This window comes from Streptomyces sp. NPDC042002 (assembly GCF_055588305.1).
The window spans coordinates 110,426-127,036 of sequence record NZ_JBVJCT010000018.1 but is presented as its reverse complement, the minus strand read 5'-3'; the positions used below and the strand labels follow the sequence as shown (position 1 = coordinate 127,036).

The 16,611-nt window shown below is 70.8% G+C and carries 14 protein-coding genes; 4 read left to right on the top strand and 10 right to left on the bottom strand.

Translation table 11 applies throughout. From position 1 onward, the window contains the following. Positions 1 to 15 precede the first annotated feature (15 nt). Positions 16 to 1,122: an RNA ligase (ATP) gene (locus tag ACZ6KY_RS25305; protein ID WP_469312564.1), complete on the bottom strand. Its 1,107-nt coding sequence runs from the start codon at positions 1,120 to 1,122 to the stop codon at positions 16 to 18. A 608-nt stretch (positions 1,123 to 1,730) separates the two neighbouring features. Next, positions 1,731 to 2,333, bottom strand: coding sequence for a hypothetical protein (locus tag ACZ6KY_RS25300; protein ID WP_469312563.1), 603 nt, complete (start codon positions 2,331 to 2,333; stop codon positions 1,731 to 1,733). Between the two features lie 298 nt (positions 2,334 to 2,631). Between ACZ6KY_RS25300 and ACZ6KY_RS25295 the strand changes: the two genes are divergently transcribed. After that, a complete protein-coding gene (locus tag ACZ6KY_RS25295) occupies positions 2,632 to 5,418 on the top strand; it encodes a penicillin acylase family protein (protein WP_469312562.1) in 2,787 nt (928 codons plus the stop codon). A gap of 60 nt (positions 5,419 to 5,478) precedes the next feature. Here ACZ6KY_RS25295 and ACZ6KY_RS25290 read toward each other — a convergent pair whose 3' ends face one another. Beyond that, on the bottom strand, positions 5,479 to 6,801 hold the full coding sequence (locus tag ACZ6KY_RS25290; RefSeq protein ID WP_469312561.1) for a lipase family protein: 1,323 nt from the start codon (positions 6,799 to 6,801) through the stop codon (positions 5,479 to 5,481). 126 nt (positions 6,802 to 6,927) lie between these two features. Beyond that, positions 6,928 to 8,175, bottom strand: coding sequence for an exo-beta-N-acetylmuramidase NamZ family protein (locus tag ACZ6KY_RS25285; protein WP_469312560.1), 1,248 nt, complete (start codon positions 8,173 to 8,175; stop codon positions 6,928 to 6,930). A 204-nt stretch (positions 8,176 to 8,379) separates the two neighbouring features. On the opposite strand from ACZ6KY_RS25285, the gene ACZ6KY_RS25280 reads away from it, so the two are divergent. The 3 genes from ACZ6KY_RS25280 (at position 8,380) to ACZ6KY_RS25270 (ending at position 11,458) form a co-directional block, all read left to right on the top strand. Then, positions 8,380 to 9,144 carry an SDR family oxidoreductase gene (locus ACZ6KY_RS25280; protein ID WP_469312559.1) on the top strand — a complete coding sequence of 255 codons (765 nt, stop codon included), beginning with the start codon at positions 8,380 to 8,382 and terminating at the stop codon, positions 9,142 to 9,144. Beyond that, a complete protein-coding gene (locus ACZ6KY_RS25275) occupies positions 9,141 to 10,802 on the top strand; it encodes a class I adenylate-forming enzyme family protein (RefSeq protein ID WP_469312558.1) in 1,662 nt (553 codons plus the stop codon). The genes ACZ6KY_RS25280 and ACZ6KY_RS25275 overlap by 4 nt, the downstream gene beginning before the upstream one ends. Positions 10,803 to 10,864: 62 nt before the next feature. Beyond that, entirely contained in the window at positions 10,865 to 11,458 is a 594-nt protein-coding gene (locus ACZ6KY_RS25270; protein ID WP_469312557.1) for a TetR/AcrR family transcriptional regulator, read from the top strand. A gap of 128 nt (positions 11,459 to 11,586) precedes the next feature. Here ACZ6KY_RS25270 and ACZ6KY_RS25265 read toward each other — a convergent pair whose 3' ends face one another. The 6 genes from ACZ6KY_RS25265 to ACZ6KY_RS25240 all read right to left on the bottom strand — a co-directional run bounded on the left by ACZ6KY_RS25265 (position 11,587) and on the right by ACZ6KY_RS25240 (position 16,392). Further along, positions 11,587 to 12,801, bottom strand: a complete 1,215-nt coding sequence (locus ACZ6KY_RS25265; protein ID WP_469312556.1) for an acyl-CoA dehydrogenase family protein — start codon at positions 12,799 to 12,801, stop codon at positions 11,587 to 11,589. A gap of 6 nt (positions 12,802 to 12,807) precedes the next feature. After that, the gene (locus tag ACZ6KY_RS25260) at positions 12,808 to 13,830 is read right to left on the bottom strand and encodes a phosphotransferase family protein (RefSeq protein ID WP_469312555.1); all 1,023 of its coding nucleotides are present in this window, start codon (positions 13,828 to 13,830) and stop codon (positions 12,808 to 12,810) included. 302 nt (positions 13,831 to 14,132) lie between these two features. After that, a complete protein-coding gene (locus tag ACZ6KY_RS25255; protein ID WP_469312554.1) occupies positions 14,133 to 14,471 on the bottom strand; it encodes a DUF202 domain-containing protein in 339 nt (112 codons plus the stop codon). Further along, positions 14,468 to 14,860 carry a YidH family protein gene (locus ACZ6KY_RS25250; RefSeq protein WP_469312553.1) on the bottom strand — a complete coding sequence of 131 codons (393 nt, stop codon included), beginning with the start codon at positions 14,858 to 14,860 and terminating at the stop codon, positions 14,468 to 14,470. The genes ACZ6KY_RS25255 and ACZ6KY_RS25250 overlap by 4 nt, the downstream gene beginning before the upstream one ends. A gap of 64 nt (positions 14,861 to 14,924) precedes the next feature. After that, positions 14,925 to 15,440 (bottom strand): NUDIX hydrolase, encoded by a 516-nt coding sequence (locus ACZ6KY_RS25245; protein WP_469312552.1) that lies wholly within the window; start codon positions 15,438 to 15,440, stop codon positions 14,925 to 14,927. Positions 15,441 to 15,498: 58 nt separating this feature from the next. Then, a complete protein-coding gene (locus ACZ6KY_RS25240) occupies positions 15,499 to 16,392 on the bottom strand; it encodes a DMT family transporter (protein WP_469312551.1) in 894 nt (297 codons plus the stop codon). Between the last annotated feature and the right edge of the window lie 219 nt (positions 16,393 to 16,611).

Genomic DNA, 16,611 nt, shown 5'->3' with positions numbered 1-16,611 from the left:
GCCCGCCCTGCCGTCCTACTCGTACTCGGTGCCGCCCTTGCGGGTCAGGTAGGCAGGGCTGACCGCCTTCGCTATGGCGCGTCCGCCCGTCACCGGGCTGTACCGCTCGGTGGCCACGAAGGCCCCCTCCGGCCCGTCGGGTGCGGGCGCCCCGGGGCGGATCACGACGCCCTCGCGCAGATGCAGCGCGCGACCGGACACCGTCTCCCGGCCGGAGGCGATCTCCAGGACGCGCTCGATGTCGTACGGCCCCTCGTACAGCCTTGGTACCAGCGGGAGTTCGCCCGTCAGCAGCTCCTGCGCGTCCAGCCAGCGGATCTCGCCGTCGATCTCCGCGGACACGTCGAACACGGCGTAGCCGATCGTCTCGCGGCGCCCGTCTGCGCCGTACGACAGGTCCTGCACGCCCGCCCCGTACACCTCGCCGAAGATGCCGACACGGCGCGCGCCCAGTCGTCCGGCGATGCGGGCGGCGGCCTCCGCGACGCCGTGCCCGCGCACCGCGCGCCAGTACAGATTGCGCGGATCCTCCTTCAGGGCGAGGGACTTGGCGCCGAAGCCCTTCGAGGAGACGTGGACGCGGCCCTCGTCGGCGAGGTAGGTCAGCAGACAGGCCGAACCGTGCAGCTTCTCCGTCAGGACGACCGGCTCGCCCGCGCTGAAGATGTCCGGGTACCGCTGGATGTTCTCGATGTCGACCCAGGGCAGCAGTTCGGGCGCCGACTCGATGTCACCGTCCATGGTGGGCGGAACCGGCGGCACCCATTTCACGATGCCGAGGAACTCCGCGAAGTCCGTGCCGTCCCCGGCGGCCCGCGCCAGGTCCACGTCCGCCAGCGCCTTCGGGCGGCACACGATGCCCTGCGACAGCTCGCCGCGCAGCCGTACCGCCCTGACCCGGTCCGACGCGCTGCCCGCGAGACGCCCGGTCAGCCCGAGCTCCTCGATCAGCCCGGCCGGCAGCACGGACTGCTCCGGGATGTAGAGGGCCCACTCGCCGGTGCGGTACGCGCCCTTGGCGACCACGGCCCGATACAGGCCCACCTGGGCCAGTTCGAGCGCGTCGGCGTTCGGGTGTTCGTGGACGGTCAGCATTTCGGCGGTGACGCGCAGCGTCGACATGGGGGACTCCTGGGGTTGCTCAGCCGTGTTTCATCGCCCCCAACTGTCCGCGGGGGAAACGGCTGGAACCAGCGGTTTTACGGCTGCTACTGTCACCCGCCGCACCGCGCCGAGCCGCCCCCACAACACACGCGGGCCGCCCCGCGCTGAACGAGCCCCTCCGCCCCCGGCCGTCCGCCGGTCAACGCCCGCTCGCGGTAAGGGAGTTACAAAGGTGTCCTCGAAACCGTCCGGGCGGCGAGGCCCAGCCCGCCCGTCGGTCCGTCAGGCGCAGCGTCTGTGAGTCGCCGCCCCCTCGCAGTGCGGCGGGACGCGGCGGCCGGACGCGGTGCCGGGCGCCTGGAGCAGGGCATCGGTCGCGACCGTGCGGTCGCGGATCGGGGCATCGCGCAGGTGGCATCGGCACGACGGCGCCGTCGTGCCGATCCGTGCTCCGTTCGGACGGACCCGCACCATGCCCCCGATGGTGCGGGGCACCCCTGGCAACCCGGGCACCGGGAACCGCGTGCCCGGCCACGGACGTTCCGCGGCCGACGGCTCACCCGCAGTTCCCCTGCCCGGTGCCGCTCAGCCCGGCGGAGTCCCGGCCGCCCGGCCCGGCTGGGCACTCACGCGGACACGAGCAGCCGGCCGCGCCTGGCGCCGGCCAGCGCTTCCGGGGTCAGGACGGGCCGCGGCACCACGATTCCGCAGCTCGTGCAGACGGGACCCGACGACGGTTCGTGGGCCAGGTCGTACATCCATACAAGGCGCTCACCGGCGCAGGCCGGGCAGACGGCGCCCGGCTCGCGCTCCAGTGCGGCGATCAGCCGGCGCAGCACCTCGGCCAGTGATTGATGGGGGTGGACGCGGGGGTTGTCGCACCAGGCGACACCGAACCCGCCCCAGGTCAGCCGGTGCCAGTCGTCGACACTGCCCGGCCTGCGCAGCCCGTCGTGCTTCTCCTTCTTGCGACGCTGCGCGAACTCGACCTCGTAGGCGAGCCAGACGGAGCGGGCCTCCTCCAGTTCGTCCAGTGCGGCCACGAGCCGCACTGGATCGGGGGAACGGTCCTCGGGACCGAACCCGGCCCGGGAACACAGATGGTCCCAGGTCGCCCGATGCCCGTAAGGGGCGAACCTCTCCAGGCACTTGCGCAGTGAGTACCGCCGCAGTGCCAGATCACACCTCGGATCTCGCACCTGTCTCGCCAGACTCCGGAAACCGGCCATCGCCCTGCACCTCCGTCACACCTGCACCTGTACTCCGGTCACTTCGGCGCCGTCTCGTACGGACGTCGTCGAGTAGACGTATCGACAAGCGATTCGGCTCCATCCAATTTTTCGACGCCCCCACAAGCCCACCCGCCGAGTGCCCTGGACCTACCTCCCGTCGCTGTCGGCCGGCCGTGCGCCGGTCGTCCGGCGCGCCCTCGCTCGCGATGAATCCCAAAAACTGACGCATGTTCATCTTCAAACTCGGGGATACCGGCGGTAACGTCCGGCCCACCCCCCGTCGGTAGGAGCTGACATGCCACCGAGCACCTCACGCACCACCTTGGACAGACTGAGAACTCCCCGCAGATTCCCCAAGTTCCTCAAGGCTGCATCCCTATGCGCGCTCATTGCCGGCCTTTTGTCGCCGCTTTCCCCGGCGGCCGCCGCGGACACCTCGATCGCTGCGAACGACTACTGCGGCGGCCAGTGCTCGGACATCCTGCCGCCCGGTGAGAACGGCAACGCGACCCTCGCCCAGATCCTGCTCAACCAGGCCTTCGGTACCCAGCCCAGCCATGCCGAGGACCAGCTCGCCCCCTACGGCAACCTGGCCTCCGGTTACCCCACGCTCACCGACGCCAAGATCAACGACTTCTTCAACGACGCCTCCTTCGGCGTCGCCTCCAACCAGGTCGAGTCGACCACCAAGCCCGGCGGACGCACCGATGTGACGATCGTCCGCGACAAGAAGACGGGCGTGCCGCACATCACCGGCACCACCCGCTACGGCACCGAGTACGGCGCCGGCTACGCCGCGGCCCAGGACCGGCTGTGGCTGATGGACGTCTTCCGGCACGTCGGACGCGGCCAGCTGACCAGCTTCGCGGGCGGCGCGGCCTCCAACCAGGGCCTTGAGCAGGAGTTCTGGCGCAACGCGCCCTACACCGAGGCCGATCTCCAGGCCCAGATCGACGAGGCGACCAGCAGGGCCGGAGCCCGCGGAACCCAGGCCCTCTCCGACGCCAACGCCTACCTCGACGGCATCAACGCCTACATAGACGCTTCCGACAGCGGCCGCTACTTCCCCGGTGAATACGTTCTGACCGGCCACAAGGACTCCATCACCAACGCCGGCACCATCGACCACTTCAAGCTCACCGACCTGGTCGCGCTGGCCTCCGTCATCGGCTCGCTCTTCGGCTCCGGGGGCGGCGGCGAGGTCAACAACGCCCTCTCGCTGCTCGCGGCCCAGAACCAGTACGGAGTGACCGAGGGCACCAAGGTCTGGGAGTCCTTCCGCGAGCGCAACGACCCGGAAGCGGCGGTCACCGTGCACGACGGGGAGAGCTTCCCGTACGCCGCGAGGCCCGACACCCCGCAGGGCGAGGCGCTGCCCGACGCGGGCTCGGTGACCCAGGAGCCGTTGGTCTACGACCGCACCGGCAGCGCGGCCACCGCGAGCGCCACCAGCGCCTCGGCCACGGCGGCCAGGACGTCGCTCACCTCCGCCAAGCGCGGAATGTCCAACGCCCTCGTGGTCAGCGGCAAGTACACGGCCAGCGGCCACCCGATCGCCGTCTTCGGCCCGCAGACCGGCTATTTCGCGCCACAGCTGCTCATGCTCCAGGAGATCCAGGGTCCGGGGCTCAGCGCGCGCGGCGCCTCCTTCGCGGGTCTGAGCATGTACGTGGAACTCGGCCGCGGTCAGGACTACTCCTGGAGCGCGACGACCTCCGGCCAGGACATCATCGACACGTACGCGGTCGAGCTGTGCCAGGACGACTACCACTACCTCTACCACGGCACCTGCACGGCGATGGACAAGGTCGAGCGGACCAACTCCTGGACGCCGACCACCGCCGACGGCACCGCGGCCGGCTCGTACCGGATGCAGGTCTACCGGACCAAGTACGGGCCCGTGGAGTACCGCGCGACCGTGGGCGGCAAGAAGGTCGCGTACACCACCCTGCGCAGTTCCTACATGCACGAGGCCGACTCGATCATCGGCTTCCAGATGCTCAACGACCCGGACTACGTGAAGAGTCCGGCGACGTTCCAGAGCGCGGCGCAGCACATCAACTACACCTTCAACTGGTTCTACGCCGACTCGGCGCACACCGCCTACTACAACAGCGGCGACAACCCGGTACGGGCGAACGGGGTCGACGCCGAGTTCCCGGTGTGGGCCCAGGCCGCGTACGAATGGCAGGGCTGGGACCCGGCCACCAACACCGCCTCCTACACCCCGGCGTCCGCGCACCCCAACTCGGTGGACCAGGACTACTACATCTCCTGGAACAACAAGCAGGCCAAGGACTACACGACGGCCTCCTGGGGCGACGGTTCGGTGCACCGCGGCGACCTCCTGGAGGACCGCGTCTCCAAGCTGGTCGCGGCGGGCGGAGTGACCAGATCCGCGCTGGTGAAGGCCATGGCCGACGCGTCACTGGCCGATCTGCGGGCCGAGGACGTACTCCCGAACCTCCTCAAGGTCGTCAACAGCTCTCCGGTCACGGACTCCACGGCCGCCGCGGCGGTGAGCAAGCTGTCCGCGTGGGTGACGGCGGGCGCCAAGCGCACGGAGACCTCGTCCGGATCGCACACCTACGCCGACGCCGACGCGATCCGCATCCTGGACGCCTGGTGGCCGCTGCTGGTGAAGGCGGAGTTCCAGCCGGGGCTCGGCAGCGATCTCTACACCGCGTTCGGCAACAACCTCCCCGTCGACGAGGCGCCGTCCGCCGGACACGGACCGACCGGCTCGCACGCCGGAAGTTCGTTCCAGTACGGCTGGTGGAGCTATGTCGACAAGGACATCCGGGCGGTGCTCGGGGACTCCGTACAGGGCGGGCTGTCGCAGAAGTACTGCGGCGCAGGCAGCCTCACCGCCTGCCGGGACGCCCTGATCAGCTCCCTGAAGGAGGCGGCCGGCAAGACCGCGTCGACCGTCTACCCCGGCGACGACCAGTGCTCGGCGGGCGACCAGTGGTGCGCCGACTCGATCGTCCAGCGGACGCTCGGCGGCATCAAGCACGGCAAGATCACCTGGCAGAACCGGCCGACCTTCCAGCAGGTCGTCGAGTACACCTCGCACCGGTGAGCACGGACCGGCGCCGAAGGAACGGCTCCTAGGAGCGATCGGCGCCGGAGCGGCGGCGGGTCAGCGGACGCGGCCCGCCGCCAGCACCACCTGGGCCAGTTCGCGATGACAGATGTCGCTGTGCGCACCCGCCGGGGCGCCGCCCCGGCACACCACCGAGGCGGTGTCGATGTTCACGCACCCCGAGACCGGCAGCCGGGTGCGCAACGCCTCGGCGAGCGTGAACGATCTGGTCCCCGGTACCGCCTGTACCCCGTCGTGGCCCATCGCGCCCCACTGCTCGCCCAGGGCATCGCCGATTCCGAAGTCCGCCGTGACGGACCGGTCGTCCCCCGACATCCGGGAGGCCAGCGGGTAGATCGTGCCGAGCGCCGAGTCGAAGTGGGAGTAGCAGCACACCAGGGGCCCGTCGATCCGGTTGTACTGCCCGTCCAGCACACCGCTCGACCGCGCGTCGTGCGGCAGCCTGGCCGCGAACGCGTAGTGCGAGAAGGCGCCTTGGAGCAGTGTCACCGACTTCACCGTGCGCACTCCGGGGGGCAGCCCGCGCAGTGCGAAGGAGACCAGCCGGCCGCCGAAACTGTGCCCGACCAGATGTACGCGCACGTCCGGTGCCGCCGCCGCGAGCCGGCCGATCGCCCGCCCGAGCCCGCGCTCACCGACCGTGCCCGCGCGCCGCTTCATGGCGTAGTACGTGGCCTGGCGCAGCAGTTCGAGGGCGCCGTCCCACAGCCGGGGCAGCGCGAACTCGGCGGCACCGGGAGTCCCTGCCCCGGCGAGCGCCCGCGCGAACTCGGCGCACACCGTCGCGGTGTCCCCGAAGAGCATCTCGGGATCGCTCTCCGGTACGCCCTCCGCCAGGGTGTCCGCCGCGAAGGACGTCTGCGGCCCTTGCGGCCGGACCTCGACGAGCAGTCGTACGAGACGGCCGAACTCCTCCAACGAGGCTCCCTCGTCGGACTGTTGGTCGAGCAGTCGGGCGATCTGCTCGACCACGGTGGCGCGGCCGGGGAACACCTCCAGAAGGGCGTGCCGGGTGTTCTTGCCGAGCAGCGAACGGTCGTCCGGGGTGACATCGGCGGCCACCGACGGGGAGAAGCCGGGGATCGGTTCGTCCGAGAACCGCATCGACGGCCAGATCACCCCCACGTATCCGAGGCGCGCTGTCGGAGCGAGCTCCGGGACGGGTTCGAGGAACTGGCTGAAGAGGCGGGTGGCCGCCGAACGGTCGTTGTTCCAGCCGTGCGTGAAGACGATCAGGTCGCGGACCCCGCGTCGCGGCACCTCGTCGATCCATCGGTCCCGTTCGCTGCCGTCCGCGTCTCCGTCCGCGTCGAACGTCAGCTCCCAGTAGGGAGAAACACTTACTGCCGGTTCCGTCATGTCAGGCCCCCTGACCTCGCGAGCGGCGCGATATGGGCGCATCGTCCACCCGGCGGGGAAAGTTGGCCATACATCAGGACTTACTCGTCACGCATCCGTCACTCGTCCGGGGAAAAGGGCGCCGGCTCACTTGTAGATGAGGTAGTGCTTCCGGACCGTGCGGAAGGCCTCCAGCTCGTCCTGCCAGGCCGCGACGACCTCGTCGGTGCCCGCGCCCGCGTCGATCATCGTGCGCACCAGCGTCGAGCCCGTCAGCTTGTCGATCCAGTCGTCGGAGCGCCAGGCGAAGCCGCTCCAGACCTTCTTCGCGGTCACCAGCAGGGCGATTCCGGTGCGGACAGGGTCGTACGCGGCCCGGTCGTGCACATGGACCTGGACGCCCCCGATGGTCCTGCCCTGGAACTTGGAGAAGGTGGGAGCGAAGTACGCCTCTCTGAAGTGCACGCCGGGCAGCCCCAGTTCACCGGCCGCGGCGGCCCACCGCCCGTCGACGCCCTCCGCGCCGAGCAGTTCGAACGGCCGCGTCGTGCCCCGCCCCTCCGACAGGTTCGTCCCCTCGAAGAGACAGGTCCCGGAGTACACGAGTGCGGTGTCCGCCGTCGGCATGTTCGGGCTCGGCGGTACCCAGGGCAGCTCCGAGGCGTCGTAGAACTCCCCGCGCCGCCAGCCCGACATCAGCACGGTGTCCAGGTCCACGGGCGCCGCCAGGAACTCCCCGTTGAACAGCCGGGCCAGCTCCGCCACCGTCATACCGTGCGCCTGCGCGATCGGCTGCCGTCCGACGAACGTCGCGAACTCCTTGTGCAGGACCGGCCCTTGGGCCGACCGGCCGGTGACCGGGTTCGGCCGGTCGAGCACCACGAACCGCTTGCCGGCGAGCTGGGCCGCCTCCATGCAGTCGTACAGCGTCCAGATGTACGTGTAGAAGCGCGCTCCCACGTCCTGGATGTCGAAGACGACGGTGTCCACGCCGGAAGCGGTGAAGATGTCGGCGAGGGCCTGGCCGCTCTTCACGTACGTGTCGTAGACGGGGAGTCCGGTCGCCGGGTCGTCGTAGCGGCCCTCGGAGCCGCCCGCCTGCGCGGTGCCCCGGAAGCCGTGCTCGGGCCCGAAGACGGCGACCAGGTCCACCCGGTCGTCGGCGTGCATGACGTCGACGATGTGCCGGACGTCGCGGGTGACGCCCGTGGGGTTGGTGACCATGCCGACGCGTCCGCCGCCGAGTCGGGAGTATCCGGCCCCGGCGAGACGCTCGAAGCCGGTGCGGAGCCGGGGCCCGCGGTTCCCGGCCGGCACCGCCGCCCCTGCGGGCAGCGGGGTCAGGGCCGCCGCGGCGGTGCCGGCCGCGAGCAGTGACCGTCGGGACATGCGCATGGTGTGACCTCCGTGATCGCGGAAGGCTGGCACAGGCACGCTAAGGGCTCCCGGGGGAAGTTCGTAGGGCCCGGACCCCACCGGCCTGTCGTGGCTCGTCACGCGGTCGCCCGCGGTGCGGAGGGGAACCCTTCCCTTGTTACATACCGACTGGTTAGTCTGGTGTCGCAGCAGAGCCGTGTCACGTCGCGTCGAAGGAGACCCGTGGTGGAAGCCATGCAAGGTGCGGGAGTCGTCGTCACCGGAGCGGGGGGTGGCATCGGGGCCGCGCTGGCCCGCCGTTTCGCAGCCGAGGGAGCGCGGGTCGTGGTCAACGACCTCGACGCGGGCAAGGTGAAGGCCGTGGCCGACGAGATAGGCGGCATCGCGGTCGTGGGCGACGCCTCCCTGGTCGTGGCCGAGGCCCGCGACGCCCTCGGCGGCACGGTCGACGTCTACTGCGCGAACGCGGGAGTGGCCTCGGGCGGCTCCGAAGCGGCGGGCGAGGACGTCTGGGCCCTGGCCTGGGACGTCAACGTGATGGCGCACGTACGCGCCGCCCACGCGCTGCTGCCGGACTGGCTGGAGCGCGGCGGCGGCCGTTTCGTCTCGACCGTATCGGCCGCCGGACTGCTCACCATGATCGGCGCCGCGCCGTACAGCGTCACCAAGCACGGCGCGTACGCGTTCGCGGAGTGGCTGTCGCTGACGTACCGCCACCGCGGTCTGAAGGTGCACGCGATCTGCCCGCAGGGCGTGCGCACCGACATGCTCGACGCCACCGGCAGCGCGGGCGACCTGGTGCTCCAGCCGACCGCCATCGAGCCCGAGGCCGTCGCCGACGCGCTCATGAAGGGGATCGAGGAGGACCGCTTCCTGATCCTGCCGCACCCCGAGGTCGCCGGGTACTACCAGGCGCGGGCCGCCGACCCCGACCGCTGGATGACGAACATGAACCACCTCCAGCAGAAGTGGGAGACCACGGAGTGACCCGCTACGCCGACCGGCCCTGGGTGGCGCTCCTGAACGAGGCGCAGCGCGGCCCGGTGAGCCCCGCCGACACCCTGGTCCACGCCCTCCGGGACGTGGTCGCGCGGACCCCGGACCGCACCGCGCTCGCCTACTTCGACGGGCGGCTGAGCTACCGCGAGACCGACGACCTGAGCGACTCCGTAGCGGGTCACCTCGCCGCCCGAGGGGTGGAGCGGGGCGACCGCGTGGCGATCATGCTCCAGAACTCGCCGCATTTCGTGCTCGCCCTGCTCGGCGCCTGGAAGGCCGGCGCGACGGTCGTGCCGGTCAACCCGATGTACAAGTCGGGCGAGGTCCGGCACGTCCTGCACGACGCCGAGGTCAGCGCCCTCGTCTGCTCCGACCGCGCCTGGGACACGTATCTGCGCGAGACCGCCGCCGACTCGCCCGTGAAGGTCGTCCTGACGGCCTGTGAACGGGATCTCCAGACCCGCGACGACCCGCGCGTGCTGGCCTTCGAGCGGCTGCCCCGGGACGCGGCGGCCGACGATCTCCTCGCCGTCGCCCGGCAGGGGCACAAGGCGCCCGGCGACCGCACCCTCGGTCCGTCCGACATCGCGCTGATCAGCTACACCTCGGGCACCAGTGGCACCCCCAAGGGAGCCACCAACACGCACGGCAACATCATGTACAACGCCGAGCGGCAGCGGACCGGCCTCGCGCTGCCCGAGGCGCCGGTGTACTTCGCGATGGCGCCGCTGTTCCACATCACCGGGATGGTCTGCCAGCTCGCCGCCTGCCTGAACAGCGCGGGCACGCTGGTCCTCGCGTACCGCTTCGAGGCCGGGGTCGTCCTCGACGCCTTCGCCGAGCACCGGCCGCTCTACACGGTCGGCCCCTCGACCGCCTTCATGGCGCTGGCCGCCCACCCGGCGGTCACCCCGGACCACTTCTCGTCCTTCGTGAACATCTCCTCCGGCGGCGCCCCGCTGCCGCCCGCCCTCGTCGAGCGGTTCCGGGCCGGCTTCGGGCCGTACATCCGCAACGGCTACGGGCTCACCGAGTGCACCGCGCCGTGCGCCTCCGTGCCGCCCGGCCTGGAGGCGCCGGTGGACCCGGCCTCCGGGACCCTGGCCGTGGGCGTGCCGGGCCCGGACTCGGTCGTACGCATCGTCGACGACCTGGGCGAGGAGGTCCCCTTCGGAGAACAGGGCGAGATCCTCGTCAGCGGTCCGCAGGTGGTACCCGGCTACTGGCGCCGTCCCGAAGCCACCGCCGAGACCTTCCCGGACGGCGAACTGCGCACCGGCGACATCGGGTTCATGGACGAGAACGGCTGGCTCTACGTGGTCGACCGGAAGAAGGACATGATCAACGCGTCCGGCTTCAAGGTGTGGCCGCGCGAGGTCGAGGACGTCCTGCACACCCACCCCGCGGTCCGCGAGGCGGCCGTCGTCGGGATCCCGGACGGCTACCGCGGGGAGACCGTCATGGCGTACATCAGCCTGCGGCCGGGCGCTACCGAGGACCCCGCCGCGCTGGCCGCGTACTGCAAGGAGAGACTGGCCGCCTACAAGTATCCGCGGCGGGTGGAGATCCTGCCCGAACTGCCGAAGACGGCGAGTGGGAAGATCCTCCGTCGGGAACTGCGTTCCCGGTCCCAGGACTCCCAGTAGTCCCCAGGACTCCTCACGGACGACGGCTATCGATGTGAACGCACGGAAGGCAGGTGGCGGCAGTGCCCAGGACGACGGACGGTGACGGTACGCCCGTCCCGCAGCGGCTCCTTGCCGCCGCCACCCGGCTCTTCGCCGAGCAGGGTTACGACCGCACCTCGGTGCAGGAGATCGTCGAGGCGGCGGGCGTCACCAAAGGGGCGCTGTACCACTACTTCGGCTCCAAGGACGACCTCCTGCACGAGGTCTACGCGCGCGTGCTGCGCCTCCAGCAGGAGCGGCTCGACGCGTTCGCCGACGCGGACGCGCCGGTGGAGGAACGGCTGAGGGGAGCGGCGGCCGACGTGGTCGTCACGACCATCGACAACCTCGACGACGCCTCGATCTTCTTCCGGTCGATGCACCACCTCGGCCCCGAGAAGCTCAAGCAGGTGCGGTCCGAGCGGCGCCGCTACCACGAACGCTTCCGCGCCCTGATCGAGGAGGGCCAGAAGAAGGGCGTCTTCTCCACGGCCACCCCCGCCGACCTGGTCGTCGACTACCACTTCGGCTCGGTCCACCACCTGTCGACGTGGTACCGCCCCGACGGCCCCCTCGCCCCCCAGGAGGTCGCCGACCAGCTGGCGGACCTGCTGCTGCGCGCGCTGCGCCCGTAGCGGCAACGGCGGGCAGAAGAACGGACCGAGGCCCCACCGGACGGTGGGGCCTCGGTGCTGTGATCACACGTTCCTGATCACCTGCGCTTACAGATCACCTGGGCTTCCGGATCACCTGTACGCGCTGATCACGCGTACTTCTTGATCTCCTGGCGCGCCAGCGAGCGCTGGTGGACCTCGTCGGGTCCGTCGGCGAGCTTCAGCGTCCGTGCGGCTGCCCACAGCTCGGCCAGCGGGAAGTCCTGGCTGACCCCGCCCGCACCGTGCAGCTGGACGGCCTTGTCGAGGATGTCGACGACCGCGCGCGGAGTGGCGATCTTGATGGCCTGGATCTCCGTGTGCGCCCCCTTGTTGCCGACCGTGTCCATCATCCAGGCGGTCTTCAGGACCAGCAGACGCAGCTGCTCGACGGCGACCCGCGCGTCGGCGATCCAGTTCTGCACGACGCCCTGCTGGGCCAGCGGCTTGCCGAACGCCGTACGGGACACAGCGCGGCGGCACATCAGCTCGATGGCCCGCTCGGCCATGCCGATCAGCCGCATGCAGTGGTGGATCCGGCCAGGACCGAGCCGCGCCTGCGCGATGGCGAAACCGCCGCCCTCCTCGCCGATCAGGTTGCCCACCGGGACCCGGACGTGGTCGAAGACGACCTCGGCGTGCCCGCCGTGGGAGTGGTCCTCGTAGCCGTACACCTGCATGGCGCGCCGGACGACGAGGCCCGGTGTGTCGCGCGGGACCAGGACCATCGACTGCTGGCGGCGGATGTCGGCGCCGTCCGGGTCCGTCTTGCCCATCACGATGAAGATCTTGCAGTCGGGGTTCATCGCCCCGGAGATGTACCACTTGCGGCCGGTGACGACGTACTCGTCGCCCTCGCGCTCGATGAGGGTCGTGATGTTCGTGGCGTCGGAGGAGGCGACCTCGGGCTCCGTCATCGCGAACGCGGAGCGGATCTCACCGGCGAGCAGCGGCTCCAGCCACTGCTTCCGCTGTTGCTCGTCGCCGAACTGGGCGAGTACCTCCATGTTGCCGGTGTCGGGTGCGGCGCAGTTCAGCGCGGTGGGCGCCAAGTGCGGGCTGCGGCCGGTGATTTCGGCGAGCGGCGCGTACTGGAGATTGGTCAGTCCCGCACCGTACGAGGAGTCCGGCAGGAAGAGGTTCCACAGCCCCTGCCTGCGGGCCTCGGCCTTCAACTCGCCGACCACGGCGGGCGTGTCCCACGGCGAGGCCAGCAGGGCGCGCTGCTCCTCCGCGACGGCCTCCGCCGGATAGACGTACTCGTCCATGAAGGCGAGCAGCTTCTGGCGCAGCTCCTCGGTGCGTGCGTCGAATCCGAAGTCCATGGCGGATCAGCCTTCCTGAAGGGTGGTCAGGCCGTGCTCGATGAAGACGGGGGTCAGTTCGCCGATGCGGTCGAAGCCCGCGCCGACCGTCTGGCCCTTGGTGTAGCGGTAGTGGATGCCCTCCAGGATCACGGCGAGCTTGAACCAGGCGAACGCCGTGTACCAGGAGACCGCGGAGACGTCGCGCCCCGAGCGCGCGGCGTACCGCTCGACGATCTCGGCCGCCTCGGGGTGCCCGGCGGCCGAAGCGGTCGTACTGATGGGGGAGTTGGGCAGGTCCAGCCGCGTGCTGTACATCACGAGCAGCCCCAGGTCGGTGAGCGGATCACCGAGCGTGGACATCTCCCAGTCCAGGATCGCCCTGATCCGGTCGTCGGGCCCGATCAGCACGTTGTCGAGCCGGTAGTCGCCGTGGACGACGGTGGGCGCGGGGGAGTCGGGCAGTTCGCGTCCCAGGGCCGCGTGCAGCTCGTCGATCCCGGCGAGCTCGCGGTTGCGGGACGCGTCCAACTGCTTTCCCCAGCGCCGCAGTTGCCGGTCGAGGAAACCCTCGGGGCGGCCGAAGTCGGCGAGGCCCACCTCGGCCGGGTCCACCGCGTGCAGTTCGACCAGGGTGTCCACGAGGCCGAGCACCGCGTCGCGGGTGCGCTGCGGGCCGAGCGGGGCGAGCTGGCCGGCGGTGCGGAACGGGGTGCCCTCCACGAACTCCATGACGTAGAACGGGGCGCCGAGCACCGACTCGTCCTCGCACAGCAGCACGGGGTCCGGGACCGGGACGGCCGTCGGGTGCAGCGCGCTGATCACGCGGTGCTCGCGCTTCATGTCGTGCGCCGTGGCCAGCACGTGGCCCAGCGGAGGACGCCGTACGACCCACCGGGCGGTGCCGTCGGAGACCGCGTAGGTGAGGTTCGACCGACCGCCCTCGATCAGCCGGCCGGTCAGCGGGCCGTTCACCAGTCCGGGCCGCTCGCGGTCGAGCAGGCCGCGCAACCGGTCGAGATCGAGACCTGGTGGGTGGTCCGGGCTCATTTTTGCTCCTCAGCACACGGGAACGGGACGTGACTATGATGCCGACCAGTCGGTATGTCGTCCAGCGGCTGCGTGAAACGTGATCGGCGTCTCCCCGGGGCGCGCGAGCCGGAGGAGACGCCGGCGGTGCCGAGGGCCGGTGCCGAGAGGGAAAGGGGTGCCCGCGTGACGCGCCGCCCGCGCCGCACGAGGCCGGGGCGGCAATCCGGATTGTCGCCGCAAACCATACCGATTCGGGTGATCTCTGGGCGTGCGCCGCCACCCCCGCCCGAACGACGGTCACGGAAGAGCGGCCGACACCGCTAGAACACGAACGCCACCGCGCACACGGCCAGCGCCACCGCGCACAGGGCCGTCGCCGTCGCGTGCCGGGGGGCGAGCGCGGCCGGACCCGCCGGACCCGCGGTGGCCAGCGTCCGGATGCGAAGGTGGGCGAGGCCGAGGAACGCCAGCCAGAGAACGCAGCAGAAGGCGCACGCCACGATCCCGGCGGCCGAGTCCCTGTCGTGCAGGGCGGCCTTCGCGGCGAGCACGGCGACGACGGTGCTGGAGAGCGTCGTACGGCGCCAGGCGAGGCGCGTACGTTCAGGCTGGAGGCCGGGGTCCCGTTCCTCCCGTTCTTCCCGGGCGGGCGTGGTCATCCCGCCCAGCCGACGAGCACGACGACGACCATGGCGACCGCGACGACCGCGACGACGATGCTCAGCACCGCCGGGAAGGGCGACACCGGCAGGTCCTCACCGCGCCGCATCGCCCGTTCGCAGCGCACCCAGTGATTGACGGCCCGCAGTGCGCAGAGCACGCCCGCCGCCAGCAGCGCCAGGGCGAGGCCCGCCCGCCAGGCCCAGCGCAGGTCGGGCAGGAACTGGTCCACGGCGAAGCCCCCGCCGATGAGTGCGAGGGCGGTGCGCAGCCAGGCCAGAAAGGTCCGCTCATTGGCCAGCGAGAACCGGTAGTCCGGGGTCTTGCCCTCGCTCCGGATCTCCTGCGGCGCGAACCACAACCGGACATTGCGCACGAGTTCGATCACGCCCAGGACCCTACCGGGGAGTCCGGAGCGGAACGCCGTCAGTGCCGCCCGTTCGTCTGGGTGCTCAGTCCATGGCCCGGTAGTCCCTGAGCCGCTCGTAGGCCGCCAGGCCGTCCGGCACCCAGGTCCACTCGGGCAGCCGGCGCTCCACCTCTTCCTCGGTGAGGAAGGCGTGCCAGGCGACCTCCTCCACCTGCGGGTTCACCGGAAGCTCGCAGCGGACCTCGTACACGGCCGACCACCAGGTCGCGCCGGCCCCGTCGTCGTACAGGAACGTGAACAGGGGAGTCGGCCGGGGGAGCCCGGAGACGCCGAGTTCCTCCTCGGCCTCGCGGAGCGCCGCGTCGTCGTAGGACTCGCCCGCGCCGACGACTCCGCCGACGAACATGTCGTAGAACGAGGGGAACACCAGTTTGGTGGAGGTGCGCCGATGGACGAAGAGCCGGCCCTCGGCGTCCCGGGCCTCGATGAACACGCACCGGTGGCGCAGCCCGCGCGCGTACGCCTCCCCGCGCGGGGACTGCCCGATGACCCGGTCGTTCTCGTCCACGATGTCGAGGATCTCGTCAGCGGCACTCATGGATCCATCCAAGCAGCTCAGGATCCGGAGAGGTGGTACCTGAGGATGTGGACCTTTCTCAGTGCGGCTGGAGGTCCCGCGAGCGTTCCGGTTCCGCCGTGCCCGAGGGCATCGCCGGGTGCATGCCCAGCAGGACGATCCCCGCCACGACGCCCGTGAGCCCCGCGGCCTGCCAGGCGAGGGCGCCGGCGTCGGTGCGGAGCTGGTCCCCGAGGAAGCCCACCCCGCAGGCGATGCCGGCCAGCGGCTGGGCGGCGGTGAGCGCGGGCAGCGACATCCGCAGCGGCGCGGTCTCGAAGGCGCTCTGGACCAGGATCAGACCGGTCACGCCGAGGACGAGCACCGCGTACGGCTGCCAGCCGGTGACCAGTTCGGTCCAGCCGCCGGCGCTGAACCGCTGGCCGCTGACCCGGGTGAGCGCGTCCTGCAGGCCGTACAGCAGCCCGGCGGCGGTGGCCAGCAGCACGGGTCCGGCGCTCAGCCGGGACCGTTTCGCGTAGGTGGTGAGCAGCAGGGCGAGTCCGACCACGATCCCGATGATCAGCCAGTGCCGCAGCGGGTCGCTGACGGCGTCGCCGCCCTGCGGCTGCCCGGCCACGATGAACGCCGAGACACCGCCCGCGAGCAGCAGCAGCCCGGCCCAGCCCTGTTTGCCGAGCGGCTGTCTGGTCTGGTGACGGGAGAGCGCGAGCGCGAAGAGCAGGTTGGTCGCCAGGAGGGGTTCCACCAGCGAGACCTCGCCGTTGCCGAGCGCGATCGCGCCGAGGATCATGCCGCACACCATGAGCCCGATGCCGCCCAGCCAGCGCGGGACCCGGATGAGGTCGAGCAGCAGGCGGATGGAGAGGAAGTCGCTGAGCGGGGCGTGCGAGGCGGCGTTCTGCTGGAGCACGAAGCCGAAGCCCAGACAGCAGGCCGCGCTCACCGAGAGGACCAGAACCAGTACCGACACGCTGGGTACCTCGATACATCGGGAGTCGGGGCGGGCCAGTGGTGCGTTTCCCGCCGACTGTAGTGCCATGGGCCGGGGGCCTGCCCCGGGAGTACCCGGAACCAGGCAGTTGACTCGGTCACCTTTCTTGCCGAGGATCTGACCGATCAGTAACAAGTGCTGGCCGGCCGTACGGCCGACCATCACCAATGTCTCACCAACCAGCGACAATTCCGATCG